This is a genomic window from Novosphingobium sp. KA1 (assembly GCF_017309955.1).
Taxonomy (GTDB): domain Bacteria; phylum Pseudomonadota; class Alphaproteobacteria; order Sphingomonadales; family Sphingomonadaceae; genus Novosphingobium.
The window spans coordinates 3,001,026-3,024,648 of sequence record NZ_CP021247.1; the positions used below are offsets into that span (position 1 = coordinate 3,001,026).

Consider the following 23,623-nt stretch of genomic DNA (forward strand, 5'->3'; position numbering starts at 1 on the left):
TCCATGCGCGCTCGGTCCCGGCCTCTGGGGCGGTGACGGCGCGATCCTGTTCAGTGGTGTCCGCAAGGATGGCGTGATGCCTGCCGGATGCGAAACTGCCGGATGCGGCAGGGCTCGCCTCGTTGCGGAGCGGGATAAAGATGAAGTCGGAGCGGAGTGCCGCTCCGATTGCGACTCTCTTGTCTGTCGTCCCTCGGGACGTGAGCGTGTCTGCGAGAGCGAGTTCGCGTGGCGATATGAGACACGCGGAAAATTGCGGCCACGCCATGCGCGCCCGTTCGGGCGTCGGCTGGCAGGGCGGCAATTGGCTTCTCATCTCTCGCGTCAACCTGTTCGTGCCGGACGAAATTCTTCCGGTTCTGGCGCCCGGGCTTGTGGCTTTTCCGGTCCTGTGCCGGCGGCATGTAGGCATGCATCGACGGGATTACGAGAACCGGAAGCGTTATTGCCCCGGAACTGAAGGGCCTAGCATTCATGACCTTGCACGGCAAGCGTGTTGCCGTGCTTTCCTTGCGCTTGCGGCTAGGCTCCCTGCCGAGTCCCGCCGGCGGCTGCCGGGGTCTTGGATAGGCGGCCGAGCGCCGGAGGACGAGCTTGGCCCAGCTTGGTTGATCGGCGATGCTTTCATTCCTCGCCCTGCGGGGGCAATATCCGGGGAAAAGCATATGCATGCAGGATTGCCCGGCGGTTGCGTCGCACTTAGTCATTTGTTCCATGTCGCGCCGTATGCAGTGGATCATGCTCCTTTCAGCGCCGATGGCGCTGCTGGCGGCGTTGCCGGTGTTTTATCCGCGGCTGGTGATCTCGGCGCGCGATCTCGATTACGTCGTTCGTTTCGACTTGCCTGCCGTCGATGCGCCGGTCGATCTGCCGCGCGTCGACGGTCCTGCCGATGCGAGCCGCCCGCTGGTGGTCATCGATGCCGGGCACGGTGGTTTCGATCCGGGGGCAGGGGCGGAAAATGGCGGCGTTCGGGAAAAGACGGTGGCGCTTCAGATCGCGCAGGCGATCCGCCGGAAACTGCTGGCGGGCGGCGGTGTGCGCGTCGCCCTGACGCGCGATGCTGATCGCTTCATCGCCTTGGGTGACCGTCCCGACATTGCCAGGCGCTTGAACGCGGACCTGTTCCTGTCGATCCATGCCGATAGCGCTGAGGGTGATACTGCGCGCGGGGCCAGTGTCTACGTCCTGTCGGAAAGAGGGTCCAGCGAGGCGGCGGAGCGTTTTGCTGCGCGCGAGAATCAGGCAGGCAAGGTCAACGGCGTGGTCTTGGCAAAAACCAGTGAGGATGTCGGTGCGATCCTGCTCGACCTTTCGCAGCGCGGTTCTCAAGCCGGTTCTAGCCAGTTCGCGAACCTGTTGCTGCGCGAGATGCGCGACGCCGGTGTCGGGTTGCACCGCGACCAGATCGAGACGGCGGCGCTCGCCGTGCTCAAGGCGCCCGATATTCCCTCGGTGCTGTTCGAGACCGGTTATATCAACAACGCTGACGATGCCCGTTTCCTGACGTCGAAACAGGGGCAGGATCAACTGGCCCAGGTGGCTGCCAATGCCGTTCGCGCCTGGTTCGCGCGGCGCGTCGGGGCGTGATAAAGGCGTGACGGATGGGCATCGTCGAACGTGAAAAGCGCGCGGCGGGTCGTCTCCAGTCTGGCCTAGCGCAAAATCCCCATGCTAGAGGGCGGTCGTAATGACTGACGATATCAGCGAAAACGGCGCCGAGCAGACCCCCGAGGATGCCCACTTCCGCCTGCGTCGCGGCGCCCGTGCCGCCATTTCCGGTCGCTTTGCAGGCCTGCGCAAAGCGTGGCGTGAGCGTAAGTGGCTGCGCCGCTTCGGTTATGTCACGGGTGCGGGGCTGATCGCGTTCGGCGGGCTCTACGTAGTTGTCGCCCATGATTTGCCTGATGCGAACAAGCTGCTCGAGTATCAACCGCCGCTGCCAACCATGGTGCGCGGCGGCGATGGCGCCATCGTCTACAGCTATGCGCGAGAGCGCCGCGTGCAATTGCGGTTCGTCGACTTTCCGCCCAAGCTGATCGACGCTTTTCTCTCGGCCGAAGACAAGACCTTCTGGACGCATGGCGGCGTCGATTTTGGCGGCCTGGCCGGCGCCGTGGTCGATTACGCGGCCAAGTTCGGTACCGGAGGTCGCGCCAGGGGCGGCTCGACGATAACCCAGCAGGTCGCCAAGAACATCCTGATCGGCGACGAATACTCCGTGACGCGCAAGCTCAAGGAGATGATCGTCGCTCGCCGGATCGAGGGCGTGCTCAACAAGCAGCAGATCCTCGAACTCTACCTCAACGAGATCCCGCTCGGGCGCCAGAGTTTCGGGGTGCAGGCGGCGGCGCGTGCCTATTTTGGCAAGGATGTCGACCAACTCGATCTGCACGAGGCCGCGTTCCTCGCGATCCTTCCCAAGGCGCCGGAGCGTTACGGGCGCAAGCAATACGAGGAAATGGCGATCACCCGTCGCAACTGGGTGCTTGACCAGATGGTCAGCAACGGTTGGGCGACCCGCGCCGAGGCGGAGGCTGCCAAGGCCAAGCCGCTCGGCCTCATTCCCCGCCGTGTCGAGACTTACGACACGAGCAATGCCTATTTCATCGAGGAAGTCCGCCGCCGGTTGATCGACCAGTATGGCGAAAAGGCCGAGGACGGCCCCAACAGCGTATACGCGGGCGGCCTTTGGGTGCGCACTTCGCTTGATACCGAGATGCAGAAGGCCGTGCGCGATGCACTGCGCGCCGGACTGCTGAACTATCAGGGCGGCCGTGCCTGGGCGCATCCGATCGCGCACATCAACGATCTCGAGAACTGGCAGACCGAGTTGATCGTCGCCAACAAGACGATCGATTACAAGGACTGGCGTGTCGGCGTCATTCTCGACCGTTCGGGCGGCACCGGACGGATCGGTTTTGCCGATGGCAACGTGTCCGCGCTCACCAATGTGCCCGATGCCGCCAAGGCCGGCGATCTCATCGCCGCAGCGCCGGTTTCTGCGGGCACTTATGCGGTGCGCACGATCCCCGATGTCTCGGGCGGCATGATGATGGAGCAGCCGGGCAGCGGGCGGATCGTCGCCATGCAGGGCGGCTTCGATGCGGGACTCGATTCCTTCAACCGTGCCGTGCAGGCCGAGCGTCAGCCCGGTTCGACGATCAAGCCGTTCGTCTATGCCACCGCGCTGCAGTACGGCATGACCCCGGCAACCCAGGTGCTCGACGGTACCTTCTGCGTCTATCAAGGCGCGGCTCTGGGCGACAAATGCTTCCGCAACTTCGGCGGCGAGGGTGGGGCGGGCAGCCACACCATGCGCTGGGGTCTTGAGCAGTCGCGCAACCTGATGACGGTCCGCATTGCCAACGACACCGGCATGCCGCGCGTCATCAAGACGTTCCACAACGTCGGCATCGGCGATTACAAGGCCTACCTCTCGTTCGCGCTGGGTGCTGGCGAGACGACCGTGGCGCGGATGGTCAACGCCTATTCCGCGCTCGCCAACAACGGCGTGCAGTTCCAGTCCTCGCCGATCGACTATATCCAGGACCGCAGCGGCAAGGTCATCTGGAAGTCCGACAACCGGCGCTGTGATAGCTGCAACATGCCCGAATGGGACGGCAAGCCGATGCCGCGCGTCGATCGCCGGGGCAAGCAGGTGCTCGATGCGCCGACGGCTTATCAGGTCGTCCACATGCTGGAAGGCGTCGTGACGCGCGGCACCGCGGTGCGCCTGCGTGAACTGAACATGCCGATGTTCGGTAAGACCGGCACCACCAACGGTCCGACCGACGTTTGGTTTGTCGGCGGTACGCAGGACTATGTCGGCGGCGTCTATATCGGATACGACAATCCCCGCTCGCTGGGCGGCTATGCACAGGGCGGTCGGATCGCGGCGCCGATCTTCAAGCAGGTCGTCGAGTCCACGCGGCCGCGTTGGTCCATGCAGCCGTTCATCGCCCCTGCCGGTATTCGCATGGTCCGGATCGACCGCGTGACTGGAAAGCAGGTCATGGGCGTGGAGCCCAGCGACGATCCCAAGGCTGCGGTGATCTGGGAGGCGTTCAAGCCGGATACCGAGCCGCGCCAGTACACGGCCGAGGATGAATTCACTCGGCGGCGCGATGCATTGGTTTCCGAAATTCGCCGTGCCCGCGAGGCACGCTCGGCCGCCGCTGCGCAGGACACCGGGGACATGACCAACTTCGTCGAGGAGCAAGGCGGGGTCTACTGACCGTGTTGCGGCCTCTCGCCAGAGCCGGCGGGACGACGTAACCTCTCCCCATAACAAGGGGGAGAGGTTACCTATGACGAGTTTTTATCGGGCCCGACGTTCCAGCGCTTTGGCAGGCGTGCTGGCCGTTCTCGCGGTGGGGGCGTTGGCGCCGCCGCTTCTGGCCGATGCTCCGGCAGCGCGCGGCGGCGATGCTGCCGAGGTGCCCTATGTTCGGCCGGACGTCGCGGCCTATCTCAAGGCAGACGCCGCGCATCCGATCCCGCCGCTAACCGCGGACGTGCTGGCACAGATCCGCAAATTGCCACCCGGCGCCATGCCGTCCCGCGATTTGCCGGTGGGCGAGATCGCTGTGGCGAAGGATCTGACGATGCCGGGCCCTGGTGGTCCGATCGCGCTGCGCCTGTATGACGCACGTGCCGAGCGCGGACCGGGACCGGTACTGGTGTTCTACCATGGCGGCGGTTACGTGCTGGGCAGCATCGATACCCACGCTGCACTTGCGGCGGAGATTGCCAGAACGCTCGACCTTCCGGTGGTCTCGGTCGAATATCGTCTGGCGCCGGAGCATCCCTGGCCGGCCGCGCCGGATGATGGTGAAGCCGCAGCGCGCTGGGTGGCCGCAAACGCCAAGGCGCTGGGCCGGCAGGCTACCGGATTGGTGCTCGGCGGGGACAGTGCGGGCGGCAACCTGACACTGGTCGTGGCCGCCGCGCTGCGCGAAATGCCGGCGGCCGTGCCGGTGATCCTGCAGATCCCCATCTATCCTGCGACCGATTTTGTCGGCCGCTATCCGTCGCAACAGGCGTTCGGCAAAGGCTATGGGCTGGATGACAGCGCCACTGCGTTGTTCCAGAAGCACTACGCGGCCGATCCGAAAAGTCTGCGCACCTCCCCCTTGTGGGGCAACCTCAAGGGGCTGCCGCCGACCGTTCTGGTAACGGCAGGGCTTGATCCGCTGCGCGACCAGGGGCGTGCCTATGCGGCAAAGCTCATCGAAAGCGGTGTGCCGACTGCCTATTACGAGGGCAAGGGGCTGGTCCATGGCTTTGCCACGTTCAGGAAGGCCATCCCTTCGGCGCAGCAGGACACCGATAATTTCCTGCTGCTGGCAAAGACCATGCTGGCGGAAATCGAGAGGAAGTGACGCCAGACGATCCGGGCGGGTTCAGCAGCCTGCCCGGTACTGCTGCGGGGTCATTCCGGTCCACCGCTTGAAGGCACGCCCGAAGCTGGTCTGCTCTCCATAGCCGAGACGGTCGGCGATTTCGTCAAGTGATAGCCGTCCGTCGGCAAGGTGTGCGCGGGCCAGCGTCTCGCGCTGCTTCTCGACCAGTTCCGAGAAGCGCACATCCTGCTCGGCAAGCCGCGATTGCAGCGTGCGCACCGATATGCCTGTTTTCTCGGCACAGCGTTCGATGGAGCAACGTCCATAGGCGAGCGAGCCGCGAATATAGCTTTCCACCTTGTCGACGATCGAGGGGCTGTGCGCCGACTTCACCTGCTGGAGATAGGAACCCAGCAGCTTGTAGAGCAACCGGTTGGCACTCGGCACGGGTTGTTCAAGTGCGGAAACTGGAAAGGCCACCGAATTGCGCTGGGATTGCCCGCGTACCTTGCAGCCCAGCAGCTTTTCGATTTCCGGCAGGTCGCTGTTTCGAGGGTCGGCGGACAGGCTCACCCAGCTTGGCCTGAAGGCAGGGCCGCCGATCGATTGCAGCAGTTTGAGGTTGAGCATTGCCGCCTGATAATTGGCCTGATCGTTGACCCCGATGTCGGTGTTCACCAGCCAGGTGAGTTCTGCGGTTTCGCGTCCTTCGATCAGCACGACCTCGCAGTCCGGCGCGTGGACGACCGGCAGGAACTCGATCAGGCAGCGGATGCCGGCGCGCACGGTAGGGGCCGACCGGCACAGTGCGGTGACGCAGCCGAACACTTCGGGGTCCTGCGTCGAGGCGAAGTGAAGGCCGAACAACGGATCGTCGAACAGGGTGCTGCAATATTCCAGCGTATCCGCCACCTGCTGCGGGGCGACCAGGCTTTCCGGGTCGATCAATACGCGCGCTTCCATCCCGTGTCGCTCGACGATGCCGCGGGCGTCCCGACCTTGACTGCGCGCCAGCCTGGCAAGTCCGGCGAAATTGGCAGCACGTACCTGGCCGCCGCTCGGTGCGACGTCGAGCGGGCCGTCGAGGCTGAAGAAGCTGTTGCCGTGAACCATAGTTGTCCTCTTTCACCATGATGCGGGCGATCGGTCGCCTCTCGTACTGCGCGCCCAATATCGACAGTGCCGCGTCTAATGCCAATCCCCCTTGGCTTGCCTGTGGCAGCACTCTGACAAGCCCTAGGGGCAGGACCGGCGGTCAAGACTCCGACAAGGGCACGGGAGAGCGCGATGAAGACAATAGCCGACCACAAGCAGGTCGCCGAAAGCCACGTCCTCTACGAAAAGGACCTGGCTACAAAGATCGCCACGATCACCTTCAACCGGCTGGACAAGCACAATACCGCGACCATCGGCATGCGCGCGCGTTTCGCTGAACTCGTGTTCAAGGCTAATATCGACGACGACGTAAAGGTGCTGGTCATCCGCGGCATGGGTGATCACCTCGGCAGTGGCGGCGACCTCGACGAACATGGCGATCTCTATCTCAATCCCAAGCCCGGCGACGGCTTCCTGGTCGACATGGAAATCGACGATCCCGACGTGAAATATCCGCCTCCAGGATCCTTCCGCTATTTGCACGGTCTGACCGACTATTACGCCAAGGCGCGCTCCGGGAACCGCCCACTGCAGGAATTCAAGAAGATCGCGATCATCGAGGCCAAGGGCTATTGCTATGGCTGGCACTTCTACCAGTGTGCCGATGCCGACATCATCGTCTCGTCTGACGACGCATTGTTCGGACATCCGTCGTTTCGCTACGCCGGTTGGGGGCCGCGCATGTGGCAGTGGCTGGAGATGGTCGGGCTGCGCCGGTTCTCCGAAATGCTGTTTACCGGCCGCCCCTTCACAGCGGATGAGATGGCCAACTGCAATTTCGTGAATTCGGTCGTGCCGCGGGACAGCCTGGAGGCGGAAACCGCCAAGTATGCACATGCTTGCTCGATCACCCGGCCGACCGATGTGGTGGTGGCTCAGAAGACCTTTATCGAGGCCTACAAACAGTACCGCGGCGAATACATGGGCAGCCTGCTGACCGGCTGGCTCGAAGGTATGCTGCCGCTGATGAAGGACGACGGCACCGATGACGTCAATCTCGGGAAAGGCGGCACCTTCCAGCAGGGGATTGGAACGGTCGTGAAGAACCATGACCTTAATTATCCGCCCGAATGGCGCCTTTCGATGAAGGGGCGGCAGGGCTGAAACCGCAGCCCATCTGCAGCTTCGGATGAAATCTGCGTCCAGTGCAGATCAAGATGCATCATATGTAGAGTGGGGGAGGCGCCGGCTGGTATTCTCGCTGGTGAGCCTGTGAGATTGTCGTCAGTCGGCCACAGCCTCGCCAATACGGGCCTTGCGGACAATCGCAAGGCCTTCAGCACCCGGGGAGAGGGTCATGGCGGAAACCTTGTTCGCGCTCGACAGGCGCAACGTACACGAAGGCCAGAACGTGTTCCGCGGGGAGCGCGCGCAAGAGTATTATCGAGGAGACTTCTGGGTCGAGGATGCGCCGACGGTGGAGGTGCGTTCGGAACGACGCGCGGTCGGTGCGGTGTCGATCATCCGGCAGCGGTCCTCCAGCAACCTGTTCTTCCGCCGTTCGCGCCAGCATATCCGCGAGGATGCGACCGATCTCTCGATCCTCTGGTTCGTGCGGCGCGGTGAATTCGCGTTTTCCAACCAGTGCGGCGCAAAGATCGTGGGAGAGGGGGACTTTGTCATCACCCGCTCGACGGAGCCGTTCCTGATCGAGTGCCGGACAGGCCCGGCCGGGTTCAGTGAAGTGCTGCACGTCACGGTGCCCACGCACGTGCTGCGCGGTCACGTCACGCAGGATTGCAGCGGAGCGCTCGTCGTTTCCGACCTGCGGGCACGCGGAGTTCCTGAACTGGCCATCGCGGAAAAGCTGCTGGGAGATGTCTTTGCCGATGATGGTCGTCTCTGCGACCGTTCGGCACGGTTACTGGTCGACACGGCATTCGGCCTGATCGGGCAGGCCGTCCGGTTGCTGGAGGAGCCGCGCCCGGCACGACGGTCGATCGCGGAGCGCCGGCTGGAGGAAGTGCTGCGCTTCATCGAGGTGCACTTGTCGGATCCGCAGCTGTCGACGGCGATGGTCGCGAAAGGCTGCAGGATTTCCCCGCGCTACCTCTCGTTCCTGCTGCGGCTGCGTGAGACCTCATTTTCCGAGCTCGTCTGGGAGCAGCGGCTCGCCAAGGCGCGCGACTGGCTCTCCAGTTCGGATCCGCGCGATATCTCGATCAGCGAGATCGCCTATGGTGTCGGCTTCAAGAGCCCTGCGCATTTCAGCCGCATGTTCAAGCGCGTGTTCGGGGCCAATCCTCGCGAGTATCGCGGCGAGGGCCTGGCCGGACTTCCCATGATTGCCGATGCCTTCGGTGATTTTGCAGTAGGCTCCGGCTTGCTCCAGTAGTGTCGGCGTCGCCCGGGCGATGCCTGACGCTACCCGGTTGCCGCGCTTGCAAGCCGGTGAGGCGCAGGGTGATGCTCGGCATCAACCCGTATAAGAGGAGGATGCAGATGCCCCGATACAAACTTGTCGCGCTGACCACGCCGCTGCCCGGCCGCGAGGGCGACTATCACGAGTGGTACAATACGAGGCACTTGCCGGAACTGGTCAACAAGTTCGGCATGCACGGCGCGCAGCGCTACGAACTGGTCGCCAAGCTGATCGGCAACGACACCAACCCGTACCTCGCCATCTACGATATCGAGTGCGACGATCCGATGGTGCTGCTAGGTGCGATCGGCAAGGCGACGGCAGCCGGCGAACTGACTCAGAGTGACGCCTCCGACATGGCAACCTGCTACACTGCGCTGTTTTCCGAACTGGGCGAGCGCGTGGTTCCCGCCTGACCTCGAAGGCCCCTCATGCCGAAGCGTGAGGGGCCTTCGGCGCTATCGCCCGACGAACTTCGGCGCGCGCTTTTCCTTGAGCGCGAGGACCGCTTCCAGATGATCGGCGCTGCGCACGCTGACGCTTTCGTAGGCGATGCCTGCGTCCATCACTGCTGCGGCGAGGCGCTTGAGTTCGAGGTTGGTGAGGACCTTGGTCGCGCGGATCGCCATCATCGCGCCGCCAAGCAGTCGTGCGCAGAAGGCATCGACGGCTGAGTCCAGTTCAGCGGCGGGCAGGCAGTGATTGACGAGGCCGATTTCGGCGGCCTTGCCGGCGGTGATCAGTTCTCCGGTCAGGAGGTATTCCTTGGCGCGGGTGAGGCCGATGCGCTGGGCCCAGATCACCGCGCCACCGTCTCCCGCGACAAGGCCGATGCCGACATGGGGATCACCGATCTTGGCCCCTTCCGCCGCGAAGATGACGTCGCAGAGCAGCGCCAGCGTTGCACCGAGGCCGATTGCATGGCCGTTGAGGCGGCAGATCACGGGCTTGTCGATATCCAGCAGGGTCAGCACGATCCGCTTGGCAATCCGGGCCTCATGATCGAACAGGTGCGGATTGCGGGCGGAATTTTCGATGTGGTCGAGGTCGCCCCCCGCGGAAAAGGCGCGGCCGGCCCCGGTGATGACGATCACATCGGAGCCGGGATCGCCCTGGGCAAACCACAGGGCTTCGGCCAGTTCGTCGTGAAGCTGGAGGTTGACCGCGTTCATCGCCTCCGGGCGGCTCAGCGTCAGGCGCAGCAGGCGTCCTTCGCGCGCGAGCAGGATGGTTCCGAATTCCGGCAGCGCGTTCTGGCTCATCGCGATCTCTCCCTCGTTTCTTTCGCTCATAAGCGCAGCGGTTCATTCGGCTACCCTGCAATCGCTCGTGAGGCAAAGGCTTCGCCCCGGCGAAACCTTCGTGCCGCCAGCGGCTTGGCCGCCTGCTTCGCTTGCCAAGGCCGGGCAAGTCCGTTCTACCTCGGCCAAAGCCCGCGCCATTGGAGCGAAGGGCGAGGGTGAGAGAACAAGATGGCCGAATTCGACGAGACGTTCGACTGGGTGGTCGTGGGCAGCGGCGCGGGCTCGATGGCCTCGGCACTGCTGATGAAGCAGGCGGGCAAGTCGGTCGTCATCCTCGAGAAGGCGCCCTGGGTCGGAGGCACCACCGCCAAGTCGGGCGGCGTGATGTGGATTCCCAACAATCGCTTCATGGCTCCCGGCGAGGACAGCTTCGAGCGGGCCTGCGAATATCTCGATGCCGTGGTGCCGGACGGCGAGGACAGCCCCGGAACCAGCCCGGAACGCCGCCGCACGTATGCGCGCGAAGCGCCGAAGATGCTGGACTTCATCGTCTCGCAGGGCGTCGCGATGGAGCGTGGGTCGTCGTTCTGGCCAGACTATTACGATGAACTTCCCGGCGGGGTGAAGACGAGCCGCACCGTCACCGCCGTGCCGTTCGACAAGAACGAACTGGGCAAGCTGTGGGCGGCTCGGCTGCGTCAGGGGTTTGCCGAGGTTCCTGTGAAGCTGGATGACGGCATGAAGCTGCCGTTCGCCAGGCATTCCTGGGCGATCAGGATGCTGCTCGTGCGCATCGGCCTCAAGATCATCGCCGGCAAGCTTACCGGCAAGCACTGGGTCACTGCGGGGGCCGCCTTGCAGGGGCGCATGCTCAAGGCGGTGCTGGGAAAAGAGGCTGCGGACATCCGTCTGGAGGCGCCGGTTTCCGAAGTGCTCATGGAAGCAGGCAAGGCGCTCGGCGTGGTCACCGTCAAGGACGGCAAGCCCTGGCGCATCGGCGCCCGGCTGGGCGTGCTGATCAATGCGGGCGGCTTCTCGCAGAACCAGCCGATGCGGGACCGCTACATGCCGGGAACCCGCGCGGCATGGTCCAACGGGATCGAGAGCGACACCGGGGATATGCATGCCGAACTGGAGCGCAAGGGGGCGGTCCTTGCGCAGATGGACCAGATGGTTGGCTTCCAGATGAGCGAGGCGCCCGGCTGGGACAGTGACTATGTCAAGCCCGGCACCCAGAGCACGACCGGCAAGCCGCATGCCATCCAGGTCGACCAGACCGGCGTCCGTTATCTCAACGAAGGCGGGTCCTACGAGGAATTCTGCGAGAACATGCTGGTTCGCAACCGCACCGTTCCCGCGATCCCGAGCTGGGCGATCATGGACCAGCAATACATGGACGAATATGCCGTGGCGGGCAAAGGCATGGCGAAGAAGAACATGGCGAGCTGGCTGGCGTCCGGCTGGATGCGGCAGGCCGACACGATCGAGGCGCTGGGCCAGCAGATCGGCGTACCGTCCGTTGCCCTCAAGGCCACGGTGGAGCGATGGAACGGCTTCGTGCGCGGCGGCCGGGACGAGGACTTTCATCGCGGCGAACGGGCCTATGACAACTGGCTCGGCGATCCTTACTTCAAGGAGGGGCCCAACGCCTGCATGGGCACGATCGAGAAGGGGCCGTTCTACGCCATTCCGATCGTTCCGGGCGATGTCGGCACCTACGGCGGCGTGGTGTGTGACTGCGATTCCCGTGTGCTCAGGGCCGATGGCACGCCGATCGAGGGGCTCTATGCCTGCGGGGTGTCCACCGCCTCGCCGATGGGGCGTGTCTATCCGGGGGCGGGCGCGAGCGTGGGGCCGTCGATGACGTTCGGCTGGATTGCCGCCAGGCATGCCGCCGGGCTGGGCAATCAGCTCTGATCTCTCCCGCAAGGTGACAGGCCGGTTGACACTGTTGACACGGTCCAGAACAAAAACCGTCACCTTGGGGCGCACACTGTCACCTTGGCGGTGAAGGTGTAAACTTGCGCGAAATGCGGGGTGAGCTTGGAACTGGGCCATTCCTGCAAGTTACAACGGGTTGCGCCCGGTAGGAAAACGCTTCGCGCGTGAACCTGCCGGCCGGGTGACCGCAACCGCTGCTTGACCTGTCTGTATACGGTTCATATACGAAGCGTATGTTCTTTATGCTTGAGGCCCGATAATGGGCATCGTCAAAATTGCCGACGACCTTCACGAGGAAGTCCGCCGTGCCAGCGCCGTGATGTGCCGTTCGATCAACGCACAGGCCGAATTCTGGATGAAGGTCGGCATGCTGGCCGAAGCCAATCCCACGCTCTCCTTCACCGAGATCGTCCAGCGCGAACTTGCCGCCGCGCAGGTCCATCTGCCCGTTGGCGGCTACGACGCCGACACCGAGGCGGCGGCGGCCTGACATGGTCAAGACCCCGGACGAACTCGCGCTGATGCGCATTTCCGGCCAGTTGCTGGCCCGCGTGTTCGAGATGCTTGACGGGCAGGACCTGGCCGGGCTTTCGACGATGGCGGTCAACGACATGGTCGAGCGCTTCATCACCGTCGACCTTGCCTCGCGCCCGGCCAGCAAGGGGCAGTACGGGTTCAAGTACGTGCTCAACTGCTCGATCAATCACGTGGTCTGCCACGGCGTGCCCAGCGATGACGAGATCATTCGCGGCGGCGACATCATCAATCTCGACATCACGCTGGAAAAGAACGGTTTCATTGCCGATTCCAGCAAGACCTACATTGTCGGCACGGTGCCGCCCGCGACACAGAAGCTGGTGAAAGTGGCGCAGGAAGCGATGTGGCAGGGCATTCGCCAGGTCCGCCCCGGCGCAACGCTGGGAGACGTCGGTTTCGCCATCGAGCAACATGCCATGCGCAACGGCTATTCGGTCGTGCGGGAATATTGCGGCCACGGCATCGGCCGCGAGATGCACGAGGAGCCGCAGGTGCTCAACTTCGGCCGGCGCGGCAAGGGGCTGAAGCTGCGCGAGGGCATGGTCTTCACGATCGAGCCGATGGTCAACCAGGGCAGCCGCAAGGTCTCGACCGAGGACGACGGCTGGACGGTGGTGACCGACGACGGCAAGCTCTCGGCCCAGTTCGAACATACCGTGGCGGTCACCAAGACCGGGGTGGAAGTACTGACCTTGCGGTGGGACGAAAAAGTCCCGGCCTGACGAATGCTGCATGGCGCCGGTTCCTGCACAAACTTTGCAGAGATCGTGATTTTCCTATTAACAATCGGAAATTACTTGCCAATCGCGTCTGTGTCCGCGAGTTTACGACCTAGTTGTGTACTGTGCGGAAGCGGTCCGTCGGCGCACGCGGTGTGGGGGCAAGCATGCAGTGGAAAGTCTGGGTCGCCATCGTGGCGGCCTCGTTCTGGCCGGGTGCCGCACAGGCGGCATGGTTCGAGGCGTCCAGCGAACACTTCGTCATTTATGCGGACGATAGCGAGAAGGACATCACGCAGTTTGCCGAACAGCTGGAACGCTACCATTCCGGCATGGCGCGGGCATTGGGATCGCAGTTGCCGGTGCCCAGTCCCTCGAACCGGGTCACGATCTATGTTGTGAACAGCGAGCGCGAGGTGCGGACCATCTACGGCGAAGGTAGCCGCTACGTCGGCGGTTTTTATGTGCCACGGGCTGGTGGTTCGCTGGCGATCATCCCGCCGGTGCACAGTTCGACCGGCGACGCGACGATCACGATGATCCCGCTCCTGCACGAATATGCCCACCATTTCCTCATCTCCACCAGTTCGACCGCGATGCCGCGGTGGCTGAGCGAAGGGGCTGCCGAATTCTTCGCGACAAGCCGGTTCGACAAGGACGGGTCGCTATGGCTCGGCAGGGCGGCGCAGCATCGCGCCGGAGAACTGTTCTTCGCCGCGGATGTCACCGCCAGCGATCTTCTCGACCCGGAGCAATACGAGAGGAGAAAGCATGGTGGCTATGATGCCTTTTACGGCAGGAGCTGGCTGCTTTACCATTACCTTTCGTTCGATCCCGCCCGCCGGGGACAGCTCTCTCGCTACCTAGACCTGTTGCGGGCTGGAGCGGGACAGCGCGAAGCCGCCGAGGAGGCCTTCGGCGGCCTGCAAAAGCTGGACCGGGACATGGATCTCTATCTCAAGAAAGGCCGGATGACCGCATTGCAGTTCCCTGCGGATTCCTTGCACGTCGGGACGATAACGGTGCGGGCGCTGGGCGCGGGTGAAGCCGCCATCCTGCCGGTGCAGATCCGCTCGAAGCGCGGGGTCGGCACCGAGGATGCACCGGCCCTGCTGACCGACGCCAAGGCGATCGCGGCGCGGTTCCCCGGTGACCCGGCGGTGCTGTCGGCGCTCGCCGAAGCCGCGTATGATGCCGGAGACGACAAGGCGGCGATCGCGGCGGCCGACGCGGCGATCGCCCTCGATCCCAGGCAGGTCAACGCTTACGTCCAGAAAGGCTATGCGCTGTTCCGCATCGCACAGGGCGTACAGGGCGCACAGGACAGGCCGGCGGCCTTCAAGGCCGCAAGGGTGCCGTTCGTGGCGCTCAATCACCTCGAAAACGATCACCCGCTGCCGCTTGTCTACTATTACCGCAGCTTTCTCGAGCAGGGGATGAAACCGCCGGCTCTGGCGGTGCAGGGCCTGATCCGGGCCGTCGAACTGGCGCCGTTCGACCAGGGGCTGCGCATGGACCTTGGGTATGCCTTTTTGCGACTGGGGCGATCGGAGGAGGCGCGCGATGCGCTGACGCTGGTCGCGAACGATCCGCATGGCGGCGCGCTCAGCGAGAAGGCGCGCGGCCTGATCGCGCATATCGAGGCCGATCCGAAGTGGGACGGGCACGAGGATGCTTCAGCCGCCGCCGCAAGCTCGGGAGGCTAGGCCGTAAACTCATAAACGGCACCATCGAGGTTTGAGGCAAAATGGCTCAGCGGCAGGAGGGAAGGCGCTGGAATATGTCGATATTTCAAGACTTCCCGACGCAGCGCTGGGCCATTTTGGTCAAATCCCGCAGGGAGGCCCAAATGGCTTCCATCTCGAACCGAAGCTGCCTTGGACGGGCAACCAGCCCGCCCGGCGGCAACTTCGGCCCGAGCTGTTCGCCATTTGGGCGCCTCGATGGTGTCGTTTATGAGTTTACGGCCTAGAGCCGATTCCGAATCATGAGGTGTTTCCACCGGATTGGAAAACGCACCAAGGGCGCCGGCTCGCCGCCCGCTATTGCGATGCGGCTTGCACGCGAAGGCGCGGGAACACCTCTTCGAGCGGTTTGACGTCGGGCAGCACGTAGACGTAGCCGCCCTTCTTCCGGAACAGCGGTGCCACGCCCTTGCCGTAGAAGGCCTTGGGCACGTTGATGCAGCCGAAGGTGATCCGGTTGTCCTCGATGGAGGGCGACAGCATGCGGGCCTTGCGGTTTTCCTTGTTCCCCACCGGGATCGTGTGGAGCGCGACCGACGTCGCGTAGTCGACCCAGAGCACCTTCTGGTTGCCGGCGGCGATGCCGAACCTTGCCAGGAACCGGCCTGCGGGCGTGGTCTTTTCGGCGGGGCCGATCTCGGAGAGCGACTTGGCGCCGATCCCGGGCGTGGCTTCGTCGCCGCGCATCTTGCCCAGCAGCACCGGCGCGTCGGCCAGCGGCTTGCCCTTGGCGTCAAAGAGGTAGGCCCGGGCGGCGGGCTTGTCGACGATGATGTAGGGCAGGTTGCGGTTGTCGGCCGAGGAGGCGATCCAGGCGGCGACCCGTTCGGCACCGGCTGAGCGTTGACGGGTGGATGGGGCGGCGGCGGCCTCGGCTGCAGGTTTCGGCTGGGCGCCGTGCGCCGGTACGTGCGGCCCTTTGGCGGGCGCGGCGCTTGCCAGGGCCATCGCGGCAAGGGCCAGGGGAACGCTGGTCATCGTCGGAAGTTACTCGCGGGAAATGGCCGGCGCCCGTGACGACGCCGACCCCTTGTCCTGGCGACGAACGCCGGGAAATCGTCAGTTGCGGGCGCGCTTGCGCTGGGCGGCGGCCTGCTGCTGTTCCACACTGTCGACACGGCCGTTGAGCTGGTCGATGCGCTGTGCGTTCTGCTGGGCCTGGCCCGAAGCGGCCTGGCCTTCGGCAAGCGCTTGCTTGGCGGTGGCGTCGGTCTGCTGCAGGCGGGAATCCAGCCCGTCGATACGCTGGTTCACGGTGGCGATCTGATCGCGGACGAAGCCCTTGGTCGCACAGCCGCCGAGACCGACCGATCCGACCAGGACCACGGCGAGGGGGGCAAGTTTGGTGAGGTAAGGCGACATCGTTTCAGCTCCTGTATACTTATGTTGTCGAACGCCCCGAGATGCTCCAAGCCGAGCCGGAATTGGGGAACAATGCGTTTCTGGCCGGTCGTGCATCACCTCGGCTGAACGGACGGCAGTTGATTTGGTTGCCGAATTTGCGTTTCGGTGTTCCGATCGCCGCGCCGGATTGCCTCCACAGGCGCAGCGAAGTGACTGCCGCGACCTTGCGGTGACTGATCGCTTTCACCTTGCCCCATGCCGCTGCTACGCCTGCGGACAAGCGCCCCGGCGGGCGGATCGGGAGGATGTGACGCATGGAGCAGGCTGGGCTGTCGTGGGTGGAAGGGCCGCCGCTTGCACAGGAACCGGGACAGGGGGTGCACACCATCGGCGGCTACTTGCGCGAGGTTGCAGGGCGTTACGGACCGCGCGAGGCGGTGGTGCTGCGCAAGGGCGAGCAGCGGACCGCGTGGACTTACGAGGATTTGCTGGCCCGCTCGATGGAAGTGGCGCGGGCTCTGGTTGCCTGCGGCATCGGCAAGGGCGAGCCGATCGGCATCCTGATGACCAACCGGCCGGAGTTTCTTTCAAGCCTGTTCGGGGCGGCGCTGGCCGGGGCGGTGCCGGTGGCGCTCAGCACGTTCTCGACGCCGCAGGAACTGGCACACTTGTTGCGAGCCTCGCAAATCTCGCTGCTGCTCTACGAGGCGCGGGTGCTGAAGAAGGACTTCGGCGCGATGCTGCGTGAACTCGAGCCGGGGATCGCGTCTGCCCGGCGCGGGGCCTTGTCCTCGCTCTGCTTTCACTACCTTCGGCGGCTGGTTGCCCTCGGGGGGGCGCCGGGAGAGGCCGAACCGTTCGCGGTCGAGGCGGGCGGCGCGGTGGAGACCTGGGACGAGTTTCTGGCGCACGGCGGGGAGGTGCCGGACGAACTCGTGCTGGCGCGGGCCGACGCGGTGCACCCGGCGGACGCGGGCGGCGTGTTCTTTTCTTCGGGCACGACCAGCCAGCCCAAGGGCGTCGTCCATTCGCAGCGGGCCTTCACGGTGCAGTGGTGGCGCTGGCCGAGGATCTTCGCGATGCACGAGCCGGTGCGCAGCTGGACCGGCAACGGCTTTTTCTGGTCGGGCAATGTCTCGATGGTGGTCGGCACCGCGCTGTCGACGGGCGGGACGGTCGTGCTCCAGCGCACGTTCGAGGCCGACGAGGCGCTGGAACTTGCCGAGCGCGAGCGGGTGACGTTCCTCAACGGCCGTCCGCACCAGTGGGCCCGGCTGGAGGCTTCGCCGAAGTGGGCAGGGGCGGATCTGTCCAGCGTGAAATACGTGCCGCGCGGCGAACGGATCTGGCAGCACCCGACCGTCTCCACCCAGTGGGAAGTGCCGATGTCGTTCGGCTGCACGGAGACGATGACGATCTGCACCTCCTTCGTCGCCGACGATGCTGAAGGCCGGGTGGAAGGCTCGTTCGGGGCGCCATTGCCGGGGAACATCCTAAAGATCGTAGAGCCGATATCGGGCCGTCTCGTGCCCGTGGGTACGGTGGGAGAGATGTGCATCAAGGGGCCGACGCTGATGTCCGGCTACCTCGGGAAAGCGCCGGAGGAGTGCTTCGATGCGGAAGGTTTTTTCCGCACCGGGGATGCCGGGCGGGTCGACGAGGCAGGACGCTTCTTCTGGGAAGGGCGCATGACGGAGATGATCAAGACCGGCGGCGCCAATGTCGCGCCGATCGAGGTCGACGAGGTGATCGCCCGGATTCCGGGGGTGAAACGCAGCCAGACGGTGGGGGTGGCGGACGATCTTCTGGGCGAAATGGTGGTCGCCTGCATTGTCCCGTCGCATGGGGCGGAACTGGATGAGGCGGCGGTGATCGCCGCCTGCAAGGACCACATCGCCAGCTTCAAGGTGCCGCGGCGCGTGCTGTTCTTTCGCGACGAGGATTTTGCCTTCACCGGAAGCGAAAAGGTGAAGTCAAGCGAAGTTCGCAAGCTCGCCCGGGCGCGGCTGGAAGCGGATAACGCCGAGGCGGTTCGGCCCGGTATTGCGTGAGGTTCCCCTTGGCGTACTGAACTGGGGTTCAGCCAGCCCCGAACAACCGGGCTGATCGAGAGAGGACCTATGAGCGAAATACTGGAGAACCGGGCCACCCCGGACGCCAAGACCCAGCTCGACATCTATCGCCGGATGATCCGGATCGAGCGCAACGACGACGCCACCCGCACCCAGATCCGTCGCGGCCGCATCACCGCGCCGTACTACTCGGCGCGCGGGCAGGAATGCATTCCCTCGGCCATCTCGGTGCTGCTGAATAACGATGACAAGATCTGCACGATCTATCGCGGCATCCACGACATGGTCGCCAAGGACATGCCGCTGCGCCCGCTCTGGGCAGAGATCTGCGGCCGCGTCGACGGCACTTGCAAGGGCAAGGGCGGGCCGATGCACCTCACCCACCCGGAAACCGGCGTGATGGTGACGACGGGCATCGTCGGTTCGTCCATGCCGATCGCCAACGGCTTCGGCTGGGCGGCGCTGCTGGACGGCACCAAGCAGGTCACCGTGGCCTATTTTGGTGACGGCGCCAGCAACATCGGCGCCTTTCACGAAGCGCTGAACCTGGCCTCCGTGTGGAAGCTGCCGGTGATCTTCGTGTGCCAGAACAACGGTTTTGCCGAACACACCCGTTACGAGAACGGCACTTCGGTGGACCAGATCTCCAAGCGCGCGATCGGCTACGGCATGCCGGGCTACACGGTCGACGGCAACGATCCGGTCGACGTCTATGCCCACGCCCACGCCGCCATCGCGCGTGCCCGTGCGGGCGAGGGGCCGACGCTGCTGGAATGCAAGACCTTCCGCTTCATGGGCCATGTCTTCGGCGATGCCGATGGCTATATGACCAAGGAAGAAAAGGCCGAGGCGATGGCGAAGGATCCGTTGCCGATCTACCGCCAGAAGCTGATCGACGATGGCATCGCCACGGCCGAGGAACTCGATGCGCTGACCGCGAAGATCGAGGCCGAAGTGAACGACGCCATCGAATTCGCGATGGCCTGCGAATATCCGTCCGACGACGAACTGCGCCGCGACGTCTTTGCCGAGGAGATTCCGGCATGAGCACCGATACCCTTGACGCTCCGGTCGTCGAAACCGTGAAGATGAACGGCCTTCAGGCGATCAACGCCGCGCTGATGGAGGCGATGGAGGCCGATCCCAAGGTCCTCGTGCTGGGCGAGGACATTGCGGACAACGAAGGCGGCGGCGTCGTTGGCGTGACCCGCGGCCTTTCCACCAAGTTCGGCACGATGCGCGTGCGCTCGACGCCGATCTCGGAGCAGGCGATCATCGGTGCGGCTATCGGCGCAGCCATGGGCGGTTACAAGCCCGTGGCTGAAATCATGCTGATGAACTTCACGACTGTCGCCATGGACATGATCGTGAACCACGCGGCCAAGCTGCGCTTCATGTCTGGCGGCCAGAGCCAGGTGCCGATGGTGATCCGCACCCTGACCGGCGCGGGCAACCAGACCGCCGGCCAGCACGCCGACTTCTACGAGGCATGGTTCTGCCACACCGCCGGCATCAAGGTGGTGATCCCCTGGACCCCGGCGGACTTCAAGGGCCTTTACCTCTCGGCCATTCAGGATCCGGATCCGGTCATCATCGTCGAAAGCGGCAAGACGCTGTTCGTGCCGATGGACGTGCCGGTGGGTCAGGGCCCGATCCCGCTGGGCAAGGCCAACGTGGTCGCGCCGGGCAGCGATATCACCATCGTTTCCTATGGCCAGATGATGTTCACCGTCATGCAGGCCTATGAGGAACTGACCAAGGCGGGCGTCTCGGTCGAAGTGGTGGACCTGCGCACGATTTCGCCGTGGGACAAGGAAACCGTGCTGGCCTCGGCCGGGAAGACCGGTCGCCTGCTGGTGGTCCACGAAGCCGGCCGCAATTTCGGCCCTGGCGCGGAAATCGCCGCGACCGTGCAGGAAGCCCTGTTCGGCAAGCTGAAGGCTCCGGTCGGCCGCCTTGGCGCGCCCTACTGCTCGGTTCCGTTTGCCAAGAAGCTGGAAGATGCTTTCCTGGTGCAGCCACCCGAGATCATTGCCGAGGCGCAGCGCCTCGTCGCGATGGGCTGAAGCGGCAAGCCGGATTGACTGTAAGGGCAGGGCCTCCGCAGCGATGCGGGGGCCTTTTGCATGGCGAACTGCCGTGTGGGTGGCGGCGTTCTGGCGCAAGGACGGGGGGAAATGCGTTTTCCGACGTCCGCGCGAATGTGGCAAAATGTTGTGTAATCGTGACAGGCGATCACAATCATTAAATCGATCAGTTTTTTAGAAATTCCCTGCCCCGCTATCCGGGACCTCCAACAAGCGTTCGTTCCAACAGGAGGAGGACCCAATGTCCAGAACATCGACTTCGCTTTGCGCGCTGATGGCTGCCGTGCTGCTGCCGCTCGCCGCCACGCCCGCTCATGCCGAGGCGGCGCCCGCGGCCGAGACCGCCAATACGAACAAGGACTGGTGGCCGGACCGGCTCGACCTTTCGCCGCTGCGCCAGAACGATCCCGCGTCCAACCCCTATGGTGCGGACTTCGATTACGCCAAGGAGTTCGCCTCGCTCGACCTCGCGGCGGTGAAGGCGGATATCCGCAAGGTGCTGACGACCTCGCAGCCCTGGTGGCCGGCGGACTATGGCCATTACGGCCCGTTCTTCATCCGCATGGCCTGGCACTCGGCAGGCACCTACCGCGTGGTCGACGGCCGCGGCGGCGGTGCGGGCGGCGAGCAGCGCTTCGATCCGCTCAACTCCTGGCCGGACAACGTCAGTTTGGACAAGGCGCGCCGCCTCGTCTGGCCGATCAAGCAGAAGTACGGCCGCAAGATCTCGTGGGGCGACCTGATGGTGCTGACGGGCAACGTCGCGCTGGAGGACATGGGCTTCAAGACTCTGGGCTTTGCGGGCGGCCGCATCGACAGCTGGGAGCCGGACACGGTATTCTGGGGGCCTGAGAAGAAGTGGCTGGGCGATGAGCGCCGCGATCCCAAGACCGGCCTGAAGGGCCCGCTGGCCGCCACGCAGATGGGCCTCATCTACGTCAACCCCGAAGGCCCCAACGGCAATCCCGACCCGCTGGCAGCCGCTGCCGACATCCGCCTCGCCTTCGGCCGCATGGCGATGGACGACGAGGAAACCGCTGCGCTGATCGCGGGTGGCCACACGTTCGGCAAGGCGCATGGCGCCCACAAGCCGGAAGAGTGCCTTGGCGGCGATCCCTCGGCCGCGCCGGTCGAGCAGCAGGGTCTTGGCTGGGCCAACAAGTGCGGCAAGGGCAATGCCGAGGACACGATCACCAGCGGCCTTGAAGGCGCATGGTCGGCGGACCCGATCCACTTCACCACGCAGTATCTCGACAACCTCTACGGTTTCGACTGGGTGAAGACCAAGAGCCCGGCCGGCGCCACGCAGTGGATTCCCAAGGACCCGGCCGCCGGGCAGCTCGTTCCCGACGCGCACCGTCCCGACGTCCGTCACGCGCCGATCATGTTCACCACCGACATCGCGATGAAGGAAGACCCCGGCTTCCGGGCGATCACCACCCGGTGGCGCGAGAATCCCGAACTCTTTGCGCAGGCCTTTGCGCGGGCGTGGTTCAAGCTCACCCACCGCGACATGGGGCCGTCGGCGCGCTACCTCGGCGCGGATGTGCCCAAGGTCAGCTTCGTCTGGCAGGACCCGCTGCCCAAGGCCACCTACGCCGCGATCGATCAGGCCGACGCGGCCGCGCTGAAGGCGAAGATCCTCGCCACCGGCATTGCGCCGCGTGAACTGGTGAAGACGGCGTGGGCGGCGGCGGCCACCTTCCGGGGCACCGACATGCGCGGCGGCGTCAACGGCGCGCGGCTGCGGCTCGATCCGGCCAAGGGCTGGGCGATCAACGATCCTGCCGAACTGGCCAAGGTGCTGGCGAAGCTGGACGGCGTGCGCAAGGCCTTCAACGCCTCGGCTCCCGCCGGCAAGCAGGTCTCGCTGGCGGACCTGATCGTGCTGGGCGGCAACGCGGCGGTGGAACAGGCGGCGGCGAAGGCGGGCTACACCGTCTCCGTGCCGTTCACTCCGGGCCGTGTCGATGCCGCCCAGGCCGAGACCGACCCCAAGTCCTACGACTACCTGCGCCCGCGCGCCGATGGTTTCCGCAACTACTACGGCGCGGACAGCGACCATTCGCCCGCCGAGATGCTGGTGGACAAGGCCAACCAGCTGGAACTGACGGTGCCGCAGATGGCGGTGCTGGTGGGTGGCATGCGCGCGCTCGATGCCAATACCGGCCATTCCGCGCAGGGTGTCCTCACCGCCAATCCGGGCACGCTGTCGAACGACTTCTTCGTCAACCTGCTCGACATGGGGACCAAGTGGCAGAAGTCGGACAAGGCGCCCGGCGTCTACGAGGGCTACGACCGCGTCAGCGGCAAGCTCAGGTGGACGGCGAGCCCGGTCGACCTCGTGTTCGGTTCGAACTCGGAACTGCGCGCGGTTTCGGAAGCCTATGCTTCCGACGATGCAAAGCAGATGTTCGTGACCGACTTCGTGGCGGCCTGGGGCAAGGTCATGAACCTCGACCGGTTCTGATGTCCGGTTTCTGATGTTGGACGGCGGCGCTGGATTGCCAGTGTCGCCGCCACCTTCTCCAAAAACTCTTCGTCGCCCCCGTGAAGACGGGGGCCCCGCTTCTTCGCGGCGGTCGAGAAGAAGGCGGGATCCCCGCCTTCGCGGGGATGACGGGGTGGTTTGGATCGGCATCGGGCGTTAGAGGCGCCAACCCACCTCACACCCCCCATTCATCGGATTGCTTTCTTGTGAAGACCTGTTTCCTCGCCGCCGCCCCGGTCGCGGTTCTGGCCATTGCATTGGCCTCCACCGGCTCTGCGCAAAACGCTGCCCCGCGCCCCGCCATCTTTGCCACTTGCGCTGCCTGCCACGCCACAGAGGCGGGCAAGACGTCCTACGGCCCCAACCTGCGCGGCGTAGCGGGGCGCAAGGCAGCGAGCCTTCCCGCCTATGCCTATAGCCCCGCGCTCAAGGCATCGGGTCTCACCTGGGACCGCACCACGCTCGACGCCTGGCTGACCTCGCCGCAGAAGAAAGTGCCGGGCACGAAAATGCCCTTCGCCGGTATCCCGGATCCTGCCAAGCGCAAGGACGTGATCGATTATCTGATGACGTTGAAATAG

Annotated in this window: 19 protein-coding genes; 15 read left to right on the forward strand and 4 right to left on the reverse strand. The window is 64.6% G+C overall.

Annotation, left to right across the window (positions count from 1 at the left end; genetic code table 11):
- The first annotated feature begins 714 nt into the window (after positions 1 to 714).
- The 3 genes from CA833_RS14295 to CA833_RS14305 all read left to right on the forward strand — a co-directional run bounded on the left by CA833_RS14295 (position 715) and on the right by CA833_RS14305 (position 5,384).
- Positions 715 to 1,590 carry an N-acetylmuramoyl-L-alanine amidase gene (locus CA833_RS14295; RefSeq protein ID WP_142637683.1) on the forward strand — a complete coding sequence of 292 codons (876 nt, stop codon included), beginning with the start codon at positions 715 to 717 and terminating at the stop codon, positions 1,588 to 1,590.
- 100 nt (positions 1,591 to 1,690) lie between these two features.
- Positions 1,691 to 4,237, forward strand: a complete 2,547-nt coding sequence (locus CA833_RS14300) for a penicillin-binding protein 1A (protein WP_207078397.1) — start codon at positions 1,691 to 1,693, stop codon at positions 4,235 to 4,237.
- 73 nt (positions 4,238 to 4,310) lie between these two features.
- Positions 4,311 to 5,384 (forward strand): alpha/beta hydrolase, encoded by a 1,074-nt coding sequence (locus CA833_RS14305; RefSeq protein ID WP_207078398.1) that lies wholly within the window; start codon positions 4,311 to 4,313, stop codon positions 5,382 to 5,384.
- Between the two features lie 21 nt (positions 5,385 to 5,405).
- On the opposite strand, the gene CA833_RS14310 is transcribed toward CA833_RS14305, so the two are convergent.
- Complete coding sequence (locus CA833_RS14310) at positions 5,406 to 6,458, reverse strand: AraC family transcriptional regulator (protein ID WP_207078399.1); 1,053 nt, start codon at positions 6,456 to 6,458, stop codon at positions 5,406 to 5,408.
- Between the two features lie 174 nt (positions 6,459 to 6,632).
- Between CA833_RS14310 and CA833_RS14315 the strand changes: the two genes are divergently transcribed.
- The 3 genes from CA833_RS14315 (at position 6,633) to CA833_RS14325 (ending at position 9,278) form a co-directional block, all read left to right on the forward strand.
- Positions 6,633 to 7,604, forward strand: a complete 972-nt coding sequence (locus tag CA833_RS14315; protein WP_142634202.1) for an enoyl-CoA hydratase/isomerase family protein — start codon at positions 6,633 to 6,635, stop codon at positions 7,602 to 7,604.
- Positions 7,605 to 7,797: 193 nt separating this feature from the next.
- Complete coding sequence (locus tag CA833_RS14320) at positions 7,798 to 8,835, forward strand: AraC family transcriptional regulator (protein WP_142634200.1); 1,038 nt, start codon at positions 7,798 to 7,800, stop codon at positions 8,833 to 8,835.
- Between the two features lie 107 nt (positions 8,836 to 8,942).
- Positions 8,943 to 9,278: a hypothetical protein gene (locus tag CA833_RS14325; RefSeq protein ID WP_207078400.1), complete on the forward strand. Its 336-nt coding sequence runs from the start codon at positions 8,943 to 8,945 to the stop codon at positions 9,276 to 9,278.
- Between the two features lie 42 nt (positions 9,279 to 9,320).
- On the opposite strand, the gene CA833_RS14330 is transcribed toward CA833_RS14325, so the two are convergent.
- The gene (locus CA833_RS14330; RefSeq protein ID WP_370584519.1) at positions 9,321 to 10,154 is read right to left on the reverse strand and encodes an enoyl-CoA hydratase/isomerase family protein; all 834 of its coding nucleotides are present in this window, start codon (positions 10,152 to 10,154) and stop codon (positions 9,321 to 9,323) included.
- Between the two features lie 180 nt (positions 10,155 to 10,334).
- On the opposite strand from CA833_RS14330, the gene CA833_RS14335 reads away from it, so the two are divergent.
- From CA833_RS14335 to CA833_RS14350, 4 genes are all read left to right on the forward strand, one after another.
- Positions 10,335 to 12,023: an FAD-binding protein gene (locus tag CA833_RS14335; protein WP_207078401.1), complete on the forward strand. Its 1,689-nt coding sequence runs from the start codon at positions 10,335 to 10,337 to the stop codon at positions 12,021 to 12,023.
- Between the two features lie 283 nt (positions 12,024 to 12,306).
- On the forward strand, positions 12,307 to 12,537 hold the full coding sequence (locus CA833_RS14340; protein WP_207078402.1) for a ParD-like family protein: 231 nt from the start codon (positions 12,307 to 12,309) through the stop codon (positions 12,535 to 12,537).
- A 1-nt stretch (position 12,538) separates the two neighbouring features.
- On the forward strand, positions 12,539 to 13,306 hold the full coding sequence (map, locus tag CA833_RS14345; RefSeq protein ID WP_207078403.1) for a type I methionyl aminopeptidase: 768 nt from the start codon (positions 12,539 to 12,541) through the stop codon (positions 13,304 to 13,306).
- Between the two features lie 164 nt (positions 13,307 to 13,470).
- The gene (locus CA833_RS14350) at positions 13,471 to 15,009 is read left to right on the forward strand and encodes a hypothetical protein (protein WP_207078404.1); all 1,539 of its coding nucleotides are present in this window, start codon (positions 13,471 to 13,473) and stop codon (positions 15,007 to 15,009) included.
- Positions 15,010 to 15,345: 336 nt separating this feature from the next.
- Here CA833_RS14350 and CA833_RS14355 read toward each other — a convergent pair whose 3' ends face one another.
- Both CA833_RS14355 and CA833_RS14360 read right to left on the reverse strand, forming a co-directional pair.
- Complete coding sequence (locus CA833_RS14355; protein WP_207078405.1) at positions 15,346 to 16,026, reverse strand: L,D-transpeptidase; 681 nt, start codon at positions 16,024 to 16,026, stop codon at positions 15,346 to 15,348.
- A gap of 81 nt (positions 16,027 to 16,107) precedes the next feature.
- Positions 16,108 to 16,410, reverse strand: coding sequence for a hypothetical protein (locus CA833_RS14360; protein WP_142634187.1), 303 nt, complete (start codon positions 16,408 to 16,410; stop codon positions 16,108 to 16,110).
- Between the two features lie 296 nt (positions 16,411 to 16,706).
- On the opposite strand from CA833_RS14360, the gene CA833_RS14365 reads away from it, so the two are divergent.
- The 5 genes from CA833_RS14365 (at position 16,707) to CA833_RS14385 (ending at position 23,623) form a co-directional block, all read left to right on the forward strand.
- On the forward strand, positions 16,707 to 18,443 hold the full coding sequence (locus tag CA833_RS14365; protein WP_207078406.1) for a class I adenylate-forming enzyme family protein: 1,737 nt from the start codon (positions 16,707 to 16,709) through the stop codon (positions 18,441 to 18,443).
- Positions 18,444 to 18,512: 69 nt separating this feature from the next.
- Entirely contained in the window at positions 18,513 to 19,511 is a 999-nt protein-coding gene (locus tag CA833_RS14370) for a thiamine pyrophosphate-dependent dehydrogenase E1 component subunit alpha (protein WP_207078407.1), read from the forward strand.
- Positions 19,508 to 20,530, forward strand: a complete 1,023-nt coding sequence (locus CA833_RS14375; protein WP_142634181.1) for an alpha-ketoacid dehydrogenase subunit beta — start codon at positions 19,508 to 19,510, stop codon at positions 20,528 to 20,530. Before CA833_RS14370 ends, CA833_RS14375 begins: the two co-directional genes overlap by 4 nt.
- 262 nt (positions 20,531 to 20,792) lie before the next feature.
- Positions 20,793 to 23,021, forward strand: coding sequence for a catalase/peroxidase HPI (gene katG / locus CA833_RS14380; RefSeq protein ID WP_207078408.1), 2,229 nt, complete (start codon positions 20,793 to 20,795; stop codon positions 23,019 to 23,021).
- Positions 23,022 to 23,248: 227 nt separating this feature from the next.
- Positions 23,249 to 23,623 carry a cytochrome c family protein gene (locus CA833_RS14385; RefSeq protein ID WP_242526118.1) on the forward strand — a complete coding sequence of 125 codons (375 nt, stop codon included), beginning with the start codon at positions 23,249 to 23,251 and terminating at the stop codon, positions 23,621 to 23,623.

Excerpts from the sequence above, each read along its gene's own strand:
- CA833_RS14295 (WP_142637683.1), top strand. The coding sequence starts at position 715 with ATGTCGCGCCGTATGCAGTGGATCATGCTCCTTTCAGCGCCGATGGCG.
- CA833_RS14300 (WP_207078397.1), top strand. The coding sequence starts at position 1,691 with ATGACTGACGATATCAGCGAAAACGGCGCCGAGCAGACCCCCGAGGAT.
- CA833_RS14305 (WP_207078398.1), top strand. The coding sequence starts at position 4,311 with ATGACGAGTTTTTATCGGGCCCGACGTTCCAGCGCTTTGGCAGGCGTG.
- CA833_RS14310 (WP_207078399.1), bottom strand. The coding sequence starts at position 6,458 with ATGGTTCACGGCAACAGCTTCTTCAGCCTCGACGGCCCGCTCGACGTC.
- CA833_RS14315 (WP_142634202.1), top strand. The coding sequence starts at position 6,633 with ATGAAGACAATAGCCGACCACAAGCAGGTCGCCGAAAGCCACGTCCTC.
- CA833_RS14320 (WP_142634200.1), top strand. The coding sequence starts at position 7,798 with ATGGCGGAAACCTTGTTCGCGCTCGACAGGCGCAACGTACACGAAGGC.
- CA833_RS14325 (WP_207078400.1), top strand. The coding sequence starts at position 8,943 with ATGCCCCGATACAAACTTGTCGCGCTGACCACGCCGCTGCCCGGCCGC.
- CA833_RS14330 (WP_370584519.1), bottom strand. The coding sequence starts at position 10,154 with ATGAGCGAAAGAAACGAGGGAGAGATCGCGATGAGCCAGAACGCGCTG.
- CA833_RS14335 (WP_207078401.1), top strand. The coding sequence starts at position 10,335 with ATGGCCGAATTCGACGAGACGTTCGACTGGGTGGTCGTGGGCAGCGGC.
- CA833_RS14340 (WP_207078402.1), top strand. The coding sequence starts at position 12,307 with ATGGGCATCGTCAAAATTGCCGACGACCTTCACGAGGAAGTCCGCCGT.
- map (WP_207078403.1), top strand. The coding sequence starts at position 12,539 with ATGGTCAAGACCCCGGACGAACTCGCGCTGATGCGCATTTCCGGCCAG.
- CA833_RS14350 (WP_207078404.1), top strand. The coding sequence starts at position 13,471 with ATGCAGTGGAAAGTCTGGGTCGCCATCGTGGCGGCCTCGTTCTGGCCG.
- CA833_RS14355 (WP_207078405.1), bottom strand. The coding sequence starts at position 16,026 with ATGACCAGCGTTCCCCTGGCCCTTGCCGCGATGGCCCTGGCAAGCGCC.
- CA833_RS14360 (WP_142634187.1), bottom strand. The coding sequence starts at position 16,410 with ATGTCGCCTTACCTCACCAAACTTGCCCCCCTCGCCGTGGTCCTGGTC.
- CA833_RS14365 (WP_207078406.1), top strand. The coding sequence starts at position 16,707 with ATGGAGCAGGCTGGGCTGTCGTGGGTGGAAGGGCCGCCGCTTGCACAG.
- CA833_RS14370 (WP_207078407.1), top strand. The coding sequence starts at position 18,513 with ATGAGCGAAATACTGGAGAACCGGGCCACCCCGGACGCCAAGACCCAG.
- CA833_RS14375 (WP_142634181.1), top strand. The coding sequence starts at position 19,508 with ATGAGCACCGATACCCTTGACGCTCCGGTCGTCGAAACCGTGAAGATG.
- katG (WP_207078408.1), top strand. The coding sequence starts at position 20,793 with ATGTCCAGAACATCGACTTCGCTTTGCGCGCTGATGGCTGCCGTGCTG.